The organism is Reyranella sp., assembly GCF_965249915.1.
Taxonomy (GTDB): domain Bacteria; phylum Pseudomonadota; class Alphaproteobacteria; order Reyranellales; family Reyranellaceae; genus Reyranella.
This window is the reverse complement of the sequence record NZ_OZ252257.1, coordinates 1,191,677-1,208,397: the sequence shown is the minus strand read 5'-3', so window position 1 is coordinate 1,208,397 and position 16,721 is coordinate 1,191,677. Positions and strand designations below refer to the sequence as shown.

The window sequence follows — 16,721 nt, the reverse complement described above, 5'->3', positions numbered from 1 at the left end:
CCGTGGATACATCGAATTAGACGTGCTCGCCAACGGCACGAACGACCATCAGTCCCAATATCCAAATACCGAAGAAAGCCAAGGCCGCAATGAAGGTGGATTGTCCCCGCTTGGGGTATGTCGAGCTTTCGGCGAGCACGGGACGGACGTAAGGCGTGAGATAGAGGTGCTGCGCCGCGGCGTTCGCCCTGGCCTGATCGAATGCCTGTTGCGCCGCCACGTACCCCGCCTGCGCATACTGCCGTTCGAGATCCAGCCGCTCGTAGCGCCCGACAAGCTCGGTCAGGACCCGGTTCCCTTCCCTGTCTTTCGAAACCTCCTTCACCATCTTGTCCAGCTGATCCTTGGTGGCGGCGATGCGCGAGCGCAGGGATTGTGCCGCAGGTGTGTTGGGATTCTGTTGCTGGCTCAGCAGAGTGGCGAGATCGGCCTGCTGCTGAATGAGCTGGCCTCGCAAAGTCTGGACCAGCGCGACATTCGTCGAAAGCGCCCCGCTCGGATCGACCAACCCCTCCTTGAGCCGATAGTCCATCATCTCGTCGCGCGCCGCCTTGAGGCGCTCCTCGGTGCGCCGGACCTCTCCTTCGGCGAATCTCACCGCATCCATCTGCGGTCTCTTGGCGACACTGTTCACCAGATCTTCCGACAGGGCGACCATGGTATTGGCGATCAACAGAGCGTCCTGTGGCGAAAACGCCCTGACCGTCACGACAGCCAGGCCCGTCATCGGATCGTAATTCGCCGTGACCATTCGGTTCCAGTAAACGAGGAACCGCTCCATGGGCAGGCTCCTGGCAAAGCGGGCCCACAGATCACTCTTGGCCACGTCCCGGTCGTAGAGCGATCGAATGTCGATACGGCGTTGCAACTCCTCCACCACCTGCCGGCTGAGCAGATAGTCGGTCACGACATAGTTTTGCATCGTCGCGGTGGAGCCGCCCAGCATTGCGGCGCCTCCCATCAGAGCGAGACCGCCGCCACCGCCCGTGGCGGCACTCGGCGACGTGGCGCTTATCGGCGGCGGACTCCCGGGAAGGACGGGGCTCGATTCCATGACCGCGAACTTGAACTCGGCAACGTACTGGTCGGCCGCGAACACGTAGTAATAAAGCCCTATCAATCCGGTGGGGAGAACGACGCACAGCAGAAAGGACAAGGCCAGTTTTCGCCGCGACGGCGGCTTGCGCTGTGGCAGGGGCGGCAGATCCACACCAAGCGTGCGACGATCTGTCCTCTCCTTGGCCGCCGGCAGAACAGCCTCCAGCTCCGAAGGAGCGCGCGCAACGGAATCGGCGAATTCGTCTTCGTCCGAGACGAACGGGGGAACTTCACGAGGACGCTGGGCGCCCTGCCGTGTGTCCCTGCTGAACGGAGTATCATGCGTATCAGGCATAAAGCCGATGCTCCTCGGTCGACGCGTGCGGTAGAATCTGCGGCCAGCCTGAGGCGACCGGGGCCAGCCTAGACTTTTGCTTCAAGATGTCCGCGCGTTATTACCCTCGCCTAATTGGGGCGTTTCTACGGGGTGCGTATAGCACGTTATTGCTGTTTCAGCAGTACTCGACTGTTTTTGCCCCCGCCCCCGTCTTCACAACTCCGCGCGAATCGCCCGCAGGCCGCTTGGTGTGTTAGCGTGGCCGCCGGTAAGACGAAGCGGACAAGGTGATGAAAGCAGCTGATAGCGGATCCCAGCCTGTCGAACAGGCCCCCCTGCGAACGCCCTTGCGGGTTACCCATCTCGAGCGGCCTTTCGATCGACTTGTCGGCAACATTCCGAAGCAGGTCCTGGCGGTCCCCTCGATGATGTCCGTCCCCGAGCGACGGTTCCTGTATGGCCTGGCGTCGAAGTACTACACGGGCGAAGGGCTCATTGTCGACGCGGGCATTTTCCTGGGCGCCTCCACCACCTGCTTTGGCGAAGGGTTGAGGGAGAATCCAAACCTCGAACACGCCCAAGCCAAATGGAAGCGGCCGGTCGTCTCCTTCGAACGCGGCATCGTAACGCCGACGATGCCGGCATTCTTCAAGAGGAATGCCATCGAATTCGACTCCCTGCCGGGTGATTCGTTCGAGCAACTGGTGAGCGAGAACGTCAAGCCGGTCGCCGATCTCGTCGACCTGCGCATGGGTGACATCCAGGAAACCGGCAAGATCGAAGCCCCGATCGAGATCCTGTTTCTCGATGTGCTCAAGCTTCCCGAAATCAACAAGTTCATCGTCGAGAATTTCTATTCCCGACTGATCCCCGGCCGATCCATCGTCCTGCAGCAGGATTACTTCTACGATCTTCTGCCCTACGTGAAGACCTACCAGGAGTACTTCGCCGACTACTTCACCTATATCGGTGAGATCGGTTCGACGGGCGTATTCCTGTGCAAGGAAAAGATCCCCCAGGAGGTAACGGTCGGCATCGAGGACAAGCTCGAGGCGGAGGAGCAGATCCGCCTGGCCAGCGTCGCCCTGCAGCGATCGATCGATCCGGCGCGGCGCTTCCTCATGGCGCTGTCGAAGGTCAGGCTGCTCCGCAAGCTTCTCGGCGCCAAGGCCGCGCAGAGCTATCTGCAGTTCGTCAAGGGCGAGTACCCCGACGCGCGAGAGAAGGCCCCGCTCCGCCTCCGTGAGGCCCTGCGCAGCGCCGAGCTGGCGTGCCGCGCCAAGGGCACTTCGCCCCTGACGGAGACGCTGGACGCCTGATCCGGCCGCGCCTCGGGGCATTCCCGGGGTCAGCCCGGCAATACGGCCGCTGGAGAGGCTTCCGTTCCCGGTGGGGCGGACAGGCCTTACCAGCCGATGCGGCATCGAGGCCCCTCGCGGCGACAGGAGCGCTCAGCAGAGCCGGCCCGCGACGGGACGATCGGCTCGGCCTCCTGCCGGATCCTCGATCGGCGCTACGCGTGATATCGCATGATCTTGAGAAACCGGTTCGGCCGCTGCGCGAGGAGCACACGCTCTTACTCGGGAGCGAAACCAGTCACCGTCTCTGTCGCCCCATCAAGATCCTGAAGGGCGCCAGCCTGTCCTGAAGTCCGCGAGCCCGGGCTCGTCCTGCACCAGAGCTATCGCGGATAGATTGCATGGTCGGAGAACCGGGGTCGCCGGATCATCGGATCCCGAAACCCCAGTTCGACAACATCAACGAGCCCGGCGACGTTTGCGCCGGGCCCAACGATCAAGTGCCTTATTCGGTTTCCTGCTTGGCTGCCTTGCGGATCAAGCGCAGGCCTTCCATCAGGGCGGACACGATGATCTTCTTCTCGCTCTCGGTCGCGCCGTCCTGGATATACTCGGTGACGACCCTCATCGTTTCCGGGAAGTTCAGTGCAGCTGCCTTCTTCTGCACGACCTGGCACTCACGATAGACTTCGAGCGCCTTCTCGAGCTCGTCCTTTTCCTCGGCCTGAATGGCCCCCAGGAGTTCTGCCGTGGGCTCCAGCGCGCCCTTGGCGATCAAGCCCAAGCGCTCGCGCTTCATGGCACCCGACGCGTCGGCCGAGCTCCGCAGCACGCGAATGTGCTTGGGTTGGTCAATAAACAGCAACATGAGTATTCCCCCGAGTCAAAATAGATAAACCCACCGGTACTTAACAAATTAACGTTACTCGTTCATCAACGAATTCCCGGACAGGCGCACTTTACGGATCCCTGGACTTTGGCAAAAAGTCAAAAGACGGCCCGCTTGACTTGGAGCCCCAGCGAGCCCGCTGAACCGACAAAAACACCCGTAAGAACCATTCTGGGGCGATCAAGGCTTTTCGCTCCCCAATTGGCATGAGCTGGCGGAGGCGATCGCAGCTCATCTGACAGGAGAGAGAAAGCCCGATTGCATCTCCTGTGAAGCCTCTCGGCTGTCGAGGGCGCAACCGTTCCGCTTCGAACACAGCGGCCGCAGCCCGGTGACGTGATAAGCGGAGCCTTGTCAGCAACGGAGGCAATGGACGTCTGGACGGCCGCCATCGCTGCGTCCGGGCAACCGATCCTCGACGCTCCCCTTCTCCAAGCCCGCCGGGCCTCTTTGCCGAAAAAGCCCTCGCCAAAGTGCGATACTATTTCCCGGACTTTAGTGTGTTTCTCTGCCGGACCGGTCCCGCCGGTCACTTGATCGCACGGACGTTGCAGCGGGCCAGACGTCAAAGTTCATTGGCATGGGAGGAGCAAAGCCCTGTCTTCGAGGTTCAGGGCGAAGCCTTCGCCGCGGGTCTCGGGACGCGACAGGCGCAGGCTGTCAATGGGCCGAGCCGAGCTTGCGAAGTCGCCTCGTCCAGGTCGGCGCCTCGACGGCGCTCAGCTCGTCGCCCACCAGCGTCAGCCGGCCCTGCTTGAGAAACACGCCCGATTCGGCCACGACCACATCGACCCGTCGCGGCGTGCCGTCGCGCAACGACTTGGGCAGCGGGATGCGGAACCCGTAGCCTCCGTCGCCCACACCGGCCGCCTTGAGGTCGTCGCGCATCAGGGAAGCCGTGGTCCGGCTGAGGAAACTCCCATCGACGAAAACCGAAACGTCGACGGTGTTCTGCGGATCGGCGGGTCGCCACACCCACCCCTGGAGATTGGCATCGACGATATCGCAATGGCCGTCGAACCCCGCCGCCTGGAGGTCGGAGGGATCGCGTCTGGCCGAGAACGACGCCAACGTCGTCCGGGTGTCCTTGATTCGAAGGAGCACGTTCTTCTCGGACGGCTTGCGCAGCATCTTCTCCCACTTGTTCCAAAGGGGCAGCACGAATCCGTGGCCGCGCAACTGCAGCGACGGCGGCAAGACCGTCGGCGGGCTCTCATCGGCGCGCAGCAACTGGGCCGGCGCCCCGTCCATGACGACTTCGACTTCGATGACGTCGTCGGGACGATCGTCGTTGCGGACCCAGCCATAGGCCGTGCCGTCGTACACGCCCAGGAGTCGGCCGGAATAATTCTGCCCGCCGCTGGAGGACAGGCGATAGGGCGTGGCTTCGGTGCGGGGGGCCACCTTTACGGGCGGGCGCGGGTCGGTGACCCGCTCGCGCTTGGGCTTCGCCTTGGGCGGCGACGGCTCCACCTCGACCACATCCGCCGAGAGCTCGTCGATCAGCTTGACCAGTCCCGCCCCGCGAACGGCGGCCTGTCGAGCGGCCGCGACATCCCGGCGAACGGCGCTCGCGACGTCCTGGGGCCGGATGATCGCCGGTGCGCCGTCGGAGGGCGACGGCGCCTTTTGGGGAGCTGGTGCACCGTCTGCGGCCGGCGACGACTTCGTCGTGGTTCCGAGGGCCGGTGGCTTGACGGCCGGTGCGGCCGCCGGCTTGGCGGCGGGAGCCGCCGGCGGCTTCGGCTTGGCGGGCTTCTCCCCTTCCAGCACCTCCTTCGACAAGGCGTACAGCAGCCTGCCGATCGGCCCCTCGGCCTCCATGTCGACCTTCTCGGCGCGGGGCTTCTTGTTGGCGGGCCCGCGCCGGCGCACGCCGGACTGCTGCAGGCCCTTGGCCATCAAGAGAAGTTCCCGCAAGGCCAGCGGCGCGGCGGCAAGCTCCGGCCGGATCGCCCTGAAGAGGGCCACCGACTGGTCGTAGCACTTGACCTTCAGCCACTCCTCGTCCCACGCCGGCACCGTTCCCAGTTCGAGCAGGGCCGTCTCGCAGTGAACGCCGCTGATCTGGGCTTTCGCCACCAGCTCATGGTCGTGCGCGAGAACGCGGTAGTCGGAGGTGAAGCCGCCGAGTTCGGCAAAGGTCCGGCGTCGCACCAGCAGCGGCACGGCCGTCACGTCCGTCCTGAAGAAGCTCTGGGCGATGTTGCCGAGCACGATCGCGCTCAGATAGTCCTTTTCCGACTGCTCGGCCGAGTGGGTCACCCGGAAGAAATAGTTCACCAGTTCGGCATTGCTCGACGCCGCCACCTTGGTGAGGGCCCGCAGCGCCATCGGACGAAGCGTCGACCCCGCCCACAGGAACAGCAGGAAATCGCCGCGTGCCTGCTCCGCCAGCAGGTTGAACGACAGTCCGGCATCGAGGTCGAAGGCCGGCACGACGACGACATCGAGGGCCAGCGCCTCGGCGATCGAGCGCGCTTCCTCGAGCGAGGCCACGTCGTCGGTATCGACGGCAATCAGGACCTCTTCGGGAGGATGATCCTGCTCCTTGATCGACTGCAATGTCGTCCGCAGGGTCTCGGGCCCGCCCGTATGGTAAACACAGACCGAGACGGTCGAGAGCAGCTCGGGGCCGCCCTGGGCGTTCAGCAGCAGCCGCTCGAGCAGGCCGCGCCCGAGATCGAGATGGAAGCGCCGCCATTGCTCCAGAATCTCGTTGTTGTCGAAGCTCGGATGCGCGACGTACCCGCCCAGCTTCAGGGCCTCGGCGATCTTGTCCGCCAGCGGAATGGGATGGGCCTCGCACAGCACCGGCTCGTGATCGGCCGCCGCCACCAGTTCGGGCGTACCGCCCGACGCCGAGGCGATGAACGGAATGCCGCAGATCGCGGCCTCATAGACCGCCAGCGAGGAATTCTCGATCGTCGACGGCATCACCGCCAGGCGATTGCCGCTCAGCAGGTACTTGAGCGCGTCGTACTGCTGGAACTCGCTCAGGATCTCGACCTTGGTCGGCCAGTCGGCCGTCTCCGACGTGATATAGTCCACGATGTCCTGGTCGGGACGCGCCATCAACCGGGCGCCCGGCTTGCCCATGAACGTGATCTGCGGCGGCAGCTGCACGTTCTGCCGCAGCAGGCGCTTGATCGCCTGCACGAAGGTGAAGAGACCCTTGCGCGCCTCCAGACGACCGAAGAACACGATCTCGTCGATCGGATGGCGCTGGCCCCTCGCCCAGTTCCGGGCGGTCATCAGCTCGGAGAGATGGTCGAAGGTCGCCACGTTGGGCTGAACGAAGGTGCGATCGCGCGGAATGCTGTAGCCCTGGCTGGCCATCCAGCGCAGCAGATGAAGGCTGCCGCCGATCACGATGTCGGCGAACTCGACGCTGCGCCTCTCGGCGTGGACCTTCGCCAGGTCGTCGATCCGGTCGAGCGGCTGCGACCCGTAGAGCCGGTTCCAGATCCAGGGCGACGAGGTCTTGACGATGAACAGGGTTTCCTGGAACGCGAGGCGTTGGCGCTTCGCCAGCAGGCTGAGGTAACCCGAGCCGCGCCATTCCGAGACGTGCACCACGTCCATCGGATGGTCGGTCAGGTATTTCAGCATGTTGTAGGGGGCGTGCAGCCAGCGGTCGGCGCCGGTCTGGAACTTGTCCGTCGCGGCATAATTGGGAACAGGCACGAACTTGACGGACTTGGCCGCGTAGAAGTCTATCCATTGTTCGATCGTGCCGTTCTCGACCTCGTGTCCCTTGAGGTAGAGAATCGTCACGTCGTGCCCGAGCTTGGCGAGCAGTTCGGAGAGGGCCGAATAGGTCGTCCCGATGCCGCCGTTGCGGACGGGACCGACGATGTCTTCCGTTGCAATACAAATGCGCAGCCGGGCCGGTTCCCCCTCGAAACGGGGCAGGGCGTCGAGCCCCGGGAGCTGGATCGACCACGCATCGGTGGCGTGCGGGACAAGCTCTCCCAGAACGCCCACCGGGCTCACTCGGCAAAGAATGTCCTCAAGCGCCGCGCTGCCCAGCTTGAGGGAGCTGCTGGTCGCAATACTATCCACTCGGCAACGCTCCTCGGTGACGGGACGGCAAACAACTACCCCAGCATGAACCACATAGACAAACCCGAATCCAGAGACGCAACGGGCTCAAATCCCGATGCGACGCGGTCGCGTTACTGAAACAAAGAAGCATTCAACATGCCACGGCGGGGACAGAGGCCCGCGGCCACGCGCGGACCGGGCGGGGACGCCGAGCGCCTGCGCCAAACCGTCTGCCGGCCGCCCCGGAAAACGCCGGCTCATTGCCTCGCGTCGACGGCCCCGCGTGCTCGCCGCCGAGCGCCCAGGACCGATCCGCCTCACCTCACCTTTCAGCAAGACCGGTGGCCCCCGCTCTTCAGTGTCGCTCGCAAAGCGTGCGCAGGCTGGAATGCGTCCAATGCGACCCGAGGCCGATGCCCGAAGGCGGGTTGCCCCGCAGCGGGGCACGTCGACCGGCAAAAGGACTGTCACTGACACCTCGAACGATGGGGCCTACGGCAACATCTCGACTATGGTCTTCCGGTGCCGGTCAAGCCGCGCTCCGATCACTTCTTCGAGCGTCCGGCGGATCGACGCGCAACCGCCCTTCCACTTGCACGAGAGAGAGCCAGCGCCGTTGCGATCCCCGGGGGAAGAAGAGAGCGACCGGGCGATGGATCTCGCGGGACGTTTTTACACCCGCGACGTCTGCAGGCTCTGCGACGATGTGGTGATCATGCCTCGGTGCAGGCACAGCCGATCCTCACACGCCGGCGGCGGGCGGAGCGCGGTGGGCCGCGGATTGTCCTTGCCGGCCCACTCTCTTCGTGACGGTACGGTCATGCCGAGCCGAAGCCTCGTCGGCCCTGCCTTGACCGCGCCTTAGACATCTCCCACCTAACAGGTCATCCCGGCGGCCCGCCGAGCGCATTGGCAAAAGAGGAAACCTCGACATGGCAGTGACGGGCCCCCTGGGCTGTTCTCCCCAGTCGCTTCGGCGTCCTCGGTCGCTTCAGCATGAGGGGCGGCCATGAGCGGCGGTCTCGTGGCGCTGCTCGACGACATCGCCTCCCTGGCGAAGCTCGCCGCCGCCTCGATCGACGACATCGCCGGACAGTCGGCAAAGGCCGGCATCAAGGCGGCCGGCGTGGTCATCGACGACACGGCCGTCACCCCACGCTACGTCACCGACTTCAGCCCGGCGCGCGAGCTGCCGATCATCGGCCGGATCGCGCTCGGCTCGCTGCGCAACAAGATCCTGATCCTCCTCCCCGCGGCCCTGGCGCTCAGCCTCCTGCTGCCCGGGGCGATCACGCCGCTTCTGATGATCGGCGGGGCCTACCTCTGCTACGAAGGCGCGGAGAAGCTCTACGAAGTCGTTTTCCCGCACGAGGCGCAGGCTCACGAGGCGACGATCGAGCCGGTCGCCCTCGATGCGCGGACCGTCGAGGATCAGAAGATCGCGAGCGCCATCAAGACCGACTTCATCCTCTCGGCCGAGATCATGGCGATCACGCTGGCCTCCCTGCCCGCGGACGGCTGGCTGAGGCAGGCGATCATTCTCGCCGTCGTGGCCGTCGGCATCACCGCGGCCGTCTACGGCGCCGTGGCCCTGATCGTCAAAGCGGACGATTTCGGCCTGGCGCTGGCCCGGCTGTCGCCGGCCTCGGCGCTTGCCGCGCCGTTGCGCGTCACGGGCCGCGCGATCGTGCGGGCCATGCCGCATCTCCTGAAGGCGCTCGCGGCGATCGGCACGGCGGCGATGATCTGGGTCGGCGGCGGCATCATCCTGCACGGCCTCGACGCCTATGGCCTCGGCGGACCGACGCACATGCTGCACGACGCCGGCGCCGCCGTCGCGCGCGCCGTTCCCGTGGCCAAGCCGGTCGTCGCCTGGGCGGTGGAAGCCGCCGGCTTCGGCGTGGCCGGACTTGTCATCGGGCTGCTGGCGATCCCCTTGACCAGCCGCGTGCTGTCGCCCCTCTGGCGCCGGGTCAAACCGCTGGGCCGCCGGATCCTGTCGAGAGGCCGGGCCTGACAAGCGATTGCCGGTGAGGCAAAAATCCTTTGCAAGTGACCAGGATGATGCGCGCTAGATCGACGCCGTGCGCCCCGCCGCCCAGCGTGCGAAGTCGGCCGTCGGGCACAGGAAGCGCTCGTCCGACATTATGTCCACGGGCAGCGAGAACCGCTCGGCCCAGGAGGCCTGCATCTGCCGGACCCGCCACTCCCCCGCCTCGGTCACGACCACCCGCTCGGGCAGGTGGCGGGCGACGGCCTAGCCCTGCTGCGCGGTGAAGGAACCGCGATTCTCGGCGGCGTCCAGGGTCACGTACTCGACCGTCCAGCCCAGCTCGCGCAGCTGTCCGGCGAAGGGACGCATGGCCGAGAACAGGAAGGCGATCTTCTTCATGTGATGGCGCACGGAGCGCGCCTCGTCCTCCAACTCCGCCATGAGCATGAGATCCAGCCCCGGATCGCCGGCGGCGAGGCTGGTGATGTCTGGCATCAGCTGGTCGCCCAGGACGAGGATGAGGTTGCGGATGGGGCGCATCGCGGTCGGGAATGATGGTCTTAGGTATCCGCTCAGGCACTGAAAACCAAATCGGCGTCACAAACCTGCAAAGGCGGGCCTACGCCGCCTCAAACGCGGCGCTCTCTTCGGCCAGCCAGCTCGCGGACCCGATGCCGTCTTTGACCGCCGAGACAGCCCTCATCCCAGACACTCGCCGACGTCTGATGCGCGTTGCTTGTCGGAAAGAGCCGGCAAGCCAACCAGAGCAATCATGTACTATGCGCACTTGTGCCCTCGCCATCGAGCCCGGACTTGCGGGCTCGCCTGCTCACCAAGTCCTCCAGCGTGCACTGATCTTAATCAGGAACTACAATATCTATCTGCTCCGGCTCGACCAGTTTCCGGTCAATAAGCTCCTGTCGAGCCGCGGTCGGATTAGTCGTGAATAAAAGCACGCGCAAGTCTTCGAGCGCACGAGAGAACGACACATAGGCAAGCCGCCGACCTCTATCGCGTTGTCCATCAGTCGGCTCTCCTGAAGTGGCAGGTGTAAACATCTTGCTGAAATTGTAGAGATTCCAACCCGCCTCCACATCGTCATAGACAACTACAACCTTTGCGTATTCCTCGCCTTTGACTCCGTGCTGCGTACTAAAAGCCGTGTTGTTAGATATGAAAGACGCATAACGTTCAATTTCCACTGTGGGCATTGCAAACAACGCATCAGCCAGCCAATCGCCTTTATCTAAACTATGGACTGCCTCGTCAAACTTCTCGGCTCTGGGGCCGCGCGCCAAATGTTCCTCCGCCTTCTCTGCAGCAATGAGCTGCTTGGCAATGCTGAAGCGTAACACCTCACCGATTGTGCCAGATTTCCATAGCCCACTCAGTTGTTTGACTAAGCTAAGTGCGGTTTCGACCATTGACTTGAGCGATTTTTCCGCATTGACACCATCGACAGAGAAAGCCGGGCTCTGACGTCGTAAGATATCGACGATAGTACGGCTATCGTCCGCCGCATTTGCAGCGACGAGGGGGAAAATCGTAGTTGTAAGTGGCTTCAGCAGAAAGTGCTCACCCGCATCGAATGCTTCCTCGGCTCGGGTTGAAGCATACTCCCCATTGAACAAACGATTGAGCTCAGAAAAGCCCATTCGCCGAGCAATCATCTGATTGGCGAGAAACAGCTTAACTACGTCATCGCGCCCGGCCCATCACCGAATACAATGCTTCTGAGCTGAGCCGGACATTTGATCTCGACCCGTACGTATATATCAGCTCATTTATTTCGAGGCCGGAAAGTTAATCAGCCGTCGCACCACATATCCATTGGCCTTTGTTCAACTCACTTGAGCGCACCCGGCGGCTCGCTCGCGATGTCGTACGTCACGCGGTTCACGCCCTGCACCTCGTCGATGAGGCGGTTGGCGACGAGGCCCGGGAAGCGCGATCGGACGGGTAGTAGTCGGCAGGCATGCCGTTCAGAACCTAATCTGCAGGCCAGCCACGAACAGGTTGTACGACTGACGCCCCAAACTCACCGTCCAGGATCCGTCGGCAAGTGAGGGCGAAGCGTCTCGCCGAACGTGTACTGCGTGGGATTGAGGGAGAGGTGCCTGTATTCGGCGAACAGGAGCAGGTTCCTGGCCACCTCCCCTTTCAGGCCGGCCTTGAATTGAATCGCGAAGGCCGTCGCCGACGCGTCCGGCCTCGAGTCGAAATGTTTGATGCCGGGCTCGCTGGGGCTGGTGGAATTGGCTCCCTGGATAGAGACGCGCGCCACGCCCGCGCCCACGCCGAGATAGGGAAAGATCCTGCTTGATCAGGGCGTCTCGCCGGTGAAGACCGCGTTCGCGAGCACCACGCCGACGGTCATGGGAAGGGTGACATCCTGCGTTCCCAGGACGCCGGGGGTGATGGGCATGTCGCCGACCGGCGATTGCTGCCCGATGTAGAGCCCCTCCAGCTCGGCGGCGGGCTTCAGGGCCCATTCCGATGGCCCGAAGGGCTGGCGCTTCCCTTCGTAGCCCGCCTGGAGGCCCAGCACGCCGACGGGTTCGCCGCCGGTCTTGCCCTGGGCATCGACGCCGACCCGCGTGTTCAAGGGGCCGGGAAGATAGCCACCTTTCTGCCGCGCGCTCATCGACGAGGCCGAACCGGCGCCGCCCGAACAGTCCGACGTAGCAGCCCGGCTCGCTTGGCGTGTCCGCCGCGAAGCACGGGCTCGAGCCGAGCGAACAGACGAGGGCGAACAGAGCGCTCGACCGGTTTTTCAGGGGCTGCCTCTCCCCCTGGCCCGCCCTGATAGCCCGGATTGCGCAGATCGGCGCTCGCCTCGCGGCCGCTCCGGATCCCGTTCCGCCCCGCGTCCTGGCGGCAATTTTTGGGCTACAAACGAAATAACCGAAATAAACGAAACATTCGAAATGAACGTCGCACCCCCGGAATCCGGCGCGAATGGTTCTCATTTCCGGGCGTGCGCGGCCGGCGGGGCGTTTCGGGGCCGGGCGTCTCTATCGCCGCCCTTGCGGCCGGGTACGGGGTCGCGCTGGCGTCGCGGGATGGCGGCGGGTTCGGAATCGATTCAGGCACTTGCCTCATCCTGGGAAGCGCCGCCCCTCGAGTACCTCGGGGTAAACTCCACGGCGCGTCTCGAAGGATGGGTACGAGCACCGCGTCTGTTGCCCATCCTTCGAGACGGCTGCTGCGCAGCCTCCTCAGGATGAGGTTTGCGTTTGGGTGAACCTGGAGCGGAGACTCGAGTGACGTAACTCACATCACGTGGGAGCAGATCCCTCGCAAAGGCTCGCGCTTGGATCCCTTGCAAGTGCTCGGGATGAGCGCCACGGGCGCTCACTCCCACTCGATCGTCCCCGGCGGCTTGCTGGTGATGTCGTAGGTCACCCGGTTCACGCCGCGGCATTCGTTGATGATGCGGTTGGCGACCCTGCCCAGGAAGGCGTGGTCGAACGGGTAGTAGTCGGCGGTCATGCCGTCGGTCGAGGTGACGGCGCGGAGCGCGCAGGCCTGGTCGTAGGTGCGGCCGTCGCCCATCACGCCGACGGTGCGGACCGGCAAGAGGACTGCGAAGGCCTGCCAGATCTCGTCGTAGAGGCCGGCCTTGCGGATCTCGTCGAGATAGACGGCGTCGACCTGGCGCAGCAGGTCGAGCTTTTCCTTGGTGATGTCGCCGGGGATGCGGATGGCGAGGCCGGGACCGGGGAACGGGTGGCGGTTCACCAGGTCGGCCGGCAGGCCCAGCTCGCGGCCGAGCGCCCTCACCTCGTCCTTGAAGAGCTCGCGCAACGGCTCGACCAGCTTCATGTTCATGCGCTCGGGCAGGCCGCCGACATTGTGATGGCTCTTGATCGTCACCGACGGGCCGCCGGTGAATGAGACGGACTCGATCACGTCGGGATAGAGCGTGCCCTGGGCCAGGAACTGGGCGCCGCCGATCTTCTTGGCCTCGGCCTCGAACACGTCGATGAACAGCGCGCCGATCGTCTTGCGCTTCTTCTCTGGGTCGGTGACGCCGGCCAGCGCCTTCAGGAAGGTCTCCGAGGCGTCGGCGTGGACCAGCGGGATGTTGTAGTGGTCGCGGAACAGGCGGACGACCTGCTCGCCCTCGTCCTTGCGCAAGAGGCCGTGGTCGACGAACACGCATTGCAGCTGGTCGCCGATCGCCTCGTGCAGCAGCACGGCCACGACACTCGAGTCGACGCCGCCGCTGAGGCCGCAGATCACCTTGCCCTTGCCCACCTGGGCGCGGACCTGCTCGATGGCGCGCTCGCGGAACGCGGCCATGGTCCAGTCGCCTTTGGCGCCGGCGATGTTCAGCGCGAAGTTGCGCAGCAGCTTGGCGCCGTCGGGCGTGTGCATGACCTCGGGGTGGAACTGCACGCCGTAATAGCCGCGGCTCTCGTCGGCGATGGCGGCGAAGGGCGCGTTCTCGCTGGTGGCGACGACCGAGAAGCCGGCCGGCAGCTTCGTCACGCGGTCGCCATGGCTCATCCAGACCTGCTTGCGGTCGCCCGGCTCCCACACGCCCTCGAACAGGCGGGTCGAGGCCTTGATCTCGACCTCGGCGCGGCCGAACTCGCGGTGATGGCCGCTCTCGACCGAGCCGCCCAGCTCCTTGGCCATGGTCTGCTCGCCGTAGCAGATGCCCAGGACGGGCACGTCGGCTTTGAAGATGGCGGGATGGGCGGTGGGCGACTGGCCCTCGGTCACCGAGGCCGGGCCGCCGGAGAGGATGATGCCTCTCGGATCGAACGCCTTGATCCGGGCGTCATCGACGGACTGGAAGGGCAGGATTTCACAGTAAACCCCGGCTTCGCGCACGCGACGGGCGATCAGCTGGGTAACCTGGGAACCGAAATCGACGATCAGCAAACGGTCGGTCATGGGGCGATATAAGCGTGACGGGCCGGGGCAGCAACCGTAAAGACCACTCCGAATTCACACCAACAACCTCATCCTGAGGAGCGCGCCGAAGGCGTGCGTCTCGAAGGATGGGCAACGGACCCGGTGCTTGTAGCCCATCCTTCGAGACGGCTGCTGCACAGCCTCCCCAGGATGAGGTTGTGCGGGTTGGACGGTCACCCCTCCGCGGCCAGCCGTCGCCGGATCAGCGGAGCGCCGAGGTCGTGCCAGGCGAAGGCGATCTCGTCGACGTCGGTGCCGCCCAGCGTGTCGACCCGCTCGCCCACCCGCTCGCCGCCCAGCCCCTCGTAGAAGAACCGGGTCGGGTTCTGGGCCAGCATCCACAGCACGGCGGTATCGCAGCGGTCGGCCTTGAGCTGGCGGAACAACGCACCCAGCAGCTTGCGGCCGAGACCGAGATTCTGGAAATCGGGCTCGACGTAGAGCGTGTAGACCTCGCCCACCTTGATCTCGCGGCCGTCGAGCCCCTCCGGCGGATCGCGCACCGGGCCGCAGCTTCCGAAGCCCACCACGCCCATGTCGCGGTCGTCGGCCACGAACACGCCGCGCGCCTCGCCGGGATCCTTCAGGAGCTGCGACCACCAGGCCGACTGGCGGACGTCCGACATGGCCACCAGCATGGCGTCGGGCAGCAGGCCGGCATAGGTCGCCTGCCAGGTCTCGACATGGACCCGCCCGATCGCCGCGGCGTCGTGACGGCTGGCCCGGCGGATGCGGATCACGCGGCGGCCTCGCCCGGTTCCTCCGGCGCTTCCGGGGCCGCCTCGGCGGCGCCCTCGGCAGCGGTGGCCTCCGCGGGGTTGGACTCGGGGACAGGCGCCGGCGCGATCTTCTGCGCCGCCTTGCGCACCAGGGCGGCGCCGAAGAAGCCGTCGGTGCCGTGCTTCAGGGGCGAGAGCCGCAGGTACGGGCCGTTCTCGACCTCGGGCGGCGGTTCGCTCTCCAGCACGTCGCGCCACAGCGCGCCCACCGGCACCACCTCGAACTCGGGGTGACGCTCCAGGAAGGCGGCGATCTGGTGCTCGTTCTCGGCCGGCAGCACCGAGCAGGTGGCGTAGATCAGGCCCCCGCCCGGCTTCACCAGCCTGGCGGCGGCGTCGAGGATGGCGGCCTGCTTGGGCACCAGCTCGGCCAGATCCTCGGGCCGCAAGGTCCAGCGGCCGTCGGGATTGCGCCGCCAGGTGCCCGTCCCCGTACAGGGCGCATCGACCAGCACGCGGTCGAAGGCGCCGGCCTGGCGCTTCAGCCATTTGCGGTTGTCGGCATCTATGGCCCGGCGCTCGACGTTATGGGCGCCGGCACGGCGCAGCCGCTGGGCCGAGCGGTCGAGCCGCGACTCATACACGTCCATCGCCACGACGCGGCCCTTGTTGTTCATGCGGGCGGCCATCGCCAGGGTCTTGCCGCCGGCGCCGGCGCAATAGTCGGCGATCTGCATGCCGGGCTGGGCATCGACCAGCGCGGCCACCAGCTGCGAGCCCTCGTCCTGGATCTCGACCAGGCCGTTCTGGAAGGCATTGCCCTTCACCACCGAGAGCCGCCGGCGCAGGCGCAGACCGTCGGTGGCGTAGCGCATCGGCTCGGTCTCGATGCCGTCGCGGGCCAGCGCCTCGCGCGCCTGCTCGACGGTGGCCTTCAGCCGGTTGACGCGCAGATCGACCGGCGGCGGCGTCTCGAGGGCGGCGATCTCGCGGCCCCAAGCCTCGCCATAGGCCTCCTTGAAGTGCGGCGCGACCCATTCCTGGACGTTGAGGCGGACCCAGTCGGGCTGCTCGGGATGGGGCAGCGAATGGCCTTCCATCTGGCGCAGCGCGCGATACTCGGCCTCGTCGAGCCGCGACGGGCGATAGGTGCCGCCGTCGAACATGCTTTCGAGCCCGGCCATGTCGAGCCCCTCGACCAGCATCAGGTCGGCGGCCACGATGGCGCGCCCCCCGCGGTCGGGATGGCGCGTGCGCTCCAGCCACCAGGCGAGCTGCCCGTAGCGGCGCAGGATGCTCCACACGCGATCGGACACGGCCCGCCGGTCGCCGCCGCCGATGAAGCGGCGGGCCCGGAAATAGGCATTGGCGACGAGATCCGCCGGCCGCCCTCTTTCACCCAAGAGGCTATGGCTGACGATTTCGTCGAGGAGTTCTATGGTGGCCGCCACCCGCGCGCCCGGTGTCACGTCTG

The 16,721-nt window shown here is 65.4% G+C and carries 12 protein-coding genes and 1 pseudogene; 2 read left to right on the top strand and 11 right to left on the bottom strand.

Going from position 1 to position 16,721, the window contains the following annotated elements; all coding sequences use genetic code 11:
- Positions 1–16 precede the first annotated feature (16 nt).
- Positions 17–1,393, bottom strand: coding sequence for a hypothetical protein (locus ACP15H_RS05980; protein WP_425065288.1), 1,377 nt, complete (start codon positions 1,391–1,393; stop codon positions 17–19).
- 272 nt (positions 1,394–1,665) lie between these two features.
- Here ACP15H_RS05980 and ACP15H_RS05975 point away from each other — a divergent pair, with 272 nt between their 5' ends.
- The gene (locus ACP15H_RS05975) at positions 1,666–2,694 is read left to right on the top strand and encodes a hypothetical protein (RefSeq protein ID WP_425065287.1); all 1,029 of its coding nucleotides are present in this window, start codon (positions 1,666–1,668) and stop codon (positions 2,692–2,694) included.
- Between the two features lie 484 nt (positions 2,695–3,178).
- On the opposite strand, the gene ACP15H_RS05970 is transcribed toward ACP15H_RS05975, so the two are convergent.
- Together ACP15H_RS05970 and ACP15H_RS05965 are read right to left on the bottom strand one after the other, a co-directional pair.
- On the bottom strand, positions 3,179–3,541 hold the full coding sequence (locus ACP15H_RS05970; RefSeq protein ID WP_425065286.1) for a hypothetical protein: 363 nt from the start codon (positions 3,539–3,541) through the stop codon (positions 3,179–3,181).
- A gap of 681 nt (positions 3,542–4,222) precedes the next feature.
- Positions 4,223–7,627 (bottom strand): glycosyltransferase, encoded by a 3,405-nt coding sequence (locus tag ACP15H_RS05965; RefSeq protein ID WP_425065285.1) that lies wholly within the window; start codon positions 7,625–7,627, stop codon positions 4,223–4,225.
- A gap of 991 nt (positions 7,628–8,618) precedes the next feature.
- On the opposite strand from ACP15H_RS05965, the gene ACP15H_RS05960 reads away from it, so the two are divergent.
- A complete protein-coding gene (locus tag ACP15H_RS05960) occupies positions 8,619–9,626 on the top strand; it encodes a DUF808 domain-containing protein (RefSeq protein WP_425065284.1) in 1,008 nt (335 codons plus the stop codon).
- 54 nt (positions 9,627–9,680) lie between these two features.
- On the opposite strand, the pseudogene ACP15H_RS05955 reads toward ACP15H_RS05960, so the two are convergent.
- The 8 genes and pseudogenes from ACP15H_RS05955 to ACP15H_RS05920 form a co-directional block, all read right to left on the bottom strand.
- Positions 9,681–10,142, bottom strand: a pseudogene (locus ACP15H_RS05955) (cryptochrome/photolyase family protein).
- A gap of 317 nt (positions 10,143–10,459) precedes the next feature.
- A complete protein-coding gene (locus ACP15H_RS05950; protein ID WP_425065283.1) occupies positions 10,460–11,257 on the bottom strand; it encodes a hypothetical protein in 798 nt (265 codons plus the stop codon).
- Between the two features lie 191 nt (positions 11,258–11,448).
- Complete coding sequence (locus tag ACP15H_RS05945; protein WP_425069865.1) at positions 11,449–11,607, bottom strand: hypothetical protein; 159 nt, start codon at positions 11,605–11,607, stop codon at positions 11,449–11,451.
- A gap of 33 nt (positions 11,608–11,640) precedes the next feature.
- The gene (locus ACP15H_RS05940) at positions 11,641–11,898 is read right to left on the bottom strand and encodes an outer membrane protein (protein ID WP_425065282.1); all 258 of its coding nucleotides are present in this window, start codon (positions 11,896–11,898) and stop codon (positions 11,641–11,643) included.
- A gap of 27 nt (positions 11,899–11,925) precedes the next feature.
- Positions 11,926–12,207, bottom strand: coding sequence for a hypothetical protein (locus ACP15H_RS05935; RefSeq protein ID WP_425065281.1), 282 nt, complete (start codon positions 12,205–12,207; stop codon positions 11,926–11,928).
- Between the two features lie 749 nt (positions 12,208–12,956).
- The gene (gene guaA / locus ACP15H_RS05930; protein WP_425065280.1) at positions 12,957–14,507 is read right to left on the bottom strand and encodes a glutamine-hydrolyzing GMP synthase; all 1,551 of its coding nucleotides are present in this window, start codon (positions 14,505–14,507) and stop codon (positions 12,957–12,959) included.
- 194 nt (positions 14,508–14,701) lie between these two features.
- The gene (locus tag ACP15H_RS05925) at positions 14,702–15,268 is read right to left on the bottom strand and encodes an N-acetyltransferase family protein (RefSeq protein WP_425065279.1); all 567 of its coding nucleotides are present in this window, start codon (positions 15,266–15,268) and stop codon (positions 14,702–14,704) included.
- Positions 15,265–16,716, bottom strand: coding sequence for an RsmB/NOP family class I SAM-dependent RNA methyltransferase (locus ACP15H_RS05920; RefSeq protein WP_425065278.1), 1,452 nt, complete (start codon positions 16,714–16,716; stop codon positions 15,265–15,267). Before ACP15H_RS05920 ends, ACP15H_RS05925 begins: the two co-directional genes overlap by 4 nt.
- Positions 16,717–16,721 lie beyond the last annotated feature (5 nt).

Excerpts from the sequence above, each read along its gene's own strand:
- guaA (WP_425065280.1), bottom strand. The coding sequence starts at position 14,507 with ATGACCGACCGTTTGCTGATCGTCGATTTCGGTTCCCAGGTTACCCAG.
- ACP15H_RS05960 (WP_425065284.1), top strand. The coding sequence starts at position 8,619 with ATGAGCGGCGGTCTCGTGGCGCTGCTCGACGACATCGCCTCCCTGGCG.
- ACP15H_RS05975 (WP_425065287.1), top strand. The coding sequence starts at position 1,666 with ATGAAAGCAGCTGATAGCGGATCCCAGCCTGTCGAACAGGCCCCCCTG.
- ACP15H_RS05950 (WP_425065283.1), bottom strand. The coding sequence starts at position 11,257 with ATGGGCTTTTCTGAGCTCAATCGTTTGTTCAATGGGGAGTATGCTTCA.
- ACP15H_RS05970 (WP_425065286.1), bottom strand. The coding sequence starts at position 3,541 with ATGTTGCTGTTTATTGACCAACCCAAGCACATTCGCGTGCTGCGGAGC.
- ACP15H_RS05980 (WP_425065288.1), bottom strand. The coding sequence starts at position 1,393 with ATGCCTGATACGCATGATACTCCGTTCAGCAGGGACACACGGCAGGGC.